General features: G+C 65.5%; 1 protein-coding gene. It reads left to right on the forward strand.

Annotated elements, in window-relative coordinates; translation table 11 throughout:
• Nucleotides 1–675, forward strand: a 675-nt coding sequence (locus P3H15_RS54270) for an IS3 family transposase (RefSeq protein WP_276144866.1), incomplete at its 5' end; no start/stop codon positions are given.
• Nucleotides 676–708: the final 33 nt, after the last annotated feature.

Consider the following 708-nt stretch of genomic DNA (forward strand, 5'->3'; position numbering starts at 1 on the left):
CTGCGTGATGCCGGGATCGAGGTGAACCACAAGCGGGTGGAGCGGGTGATGCGTGAGAACGGGATCGTCGGGGTGCATCTGCGCAAGACGGTCCGCACCACGGTCCCAGAGCCGTCCGCGACTCCGGTGCCGGACCTGATCCGGCGGGATTTCACCGCGAGTGCACCGAACACCCGGTACGTCGGGGACATCACCTACTTGCCGGTTGGTGACGGGCAGTTCCTTTATCTGGCAACGGTGTTGGACTTGAATTCGAAACGGTTGGCGGGGTGGTCGATCGCGCCGCATATGCGCACCGAGCTGGTCACCGACGCGCTGCGGGCGGCGGCCGCCGCCCGCGGTGCCGCCGGGCTCGATGGGGCAATTTTTCACTCGGACAACGGCGCCCAGTACGTCTCGCAGGACTTCGCGGATGTGTGCCGGGAACTGGGGGTGACCCGGTCCCGGGGTGCGGTCGGGACGTCGGCGGACAACGCTGCTGCCGAATCGTTGAACGCGTCGTTGAAACGGGAGACGCTGCAGGGCAGAAAGCGCTGGAACGGGGCGGGTGAGGCCCGCGCCGCAGTCTTCCGTTGGATCACGCGATATAACACACGAAGGAGGCATTCCACGCTCGGTCAGATCTGTCCGATCGAGTACGAGCAGCGATCGGCTACGCTGGCTACCGCCGCATAGGAATTGGTGTCCACATCTCGGGGGGAATCCCCG

Origin of the sequence: Rhodococcus sp. T2V (assembly GCF_029269925.1) — a bacterium.
GTDB classification, from domain to species: Bacteria; Actinomycetota; Actinomycetes; order Mycobacteriales; family Mycobacteriaceae; genus Rhodococcus_F; species Rhodococcus_F koreensis.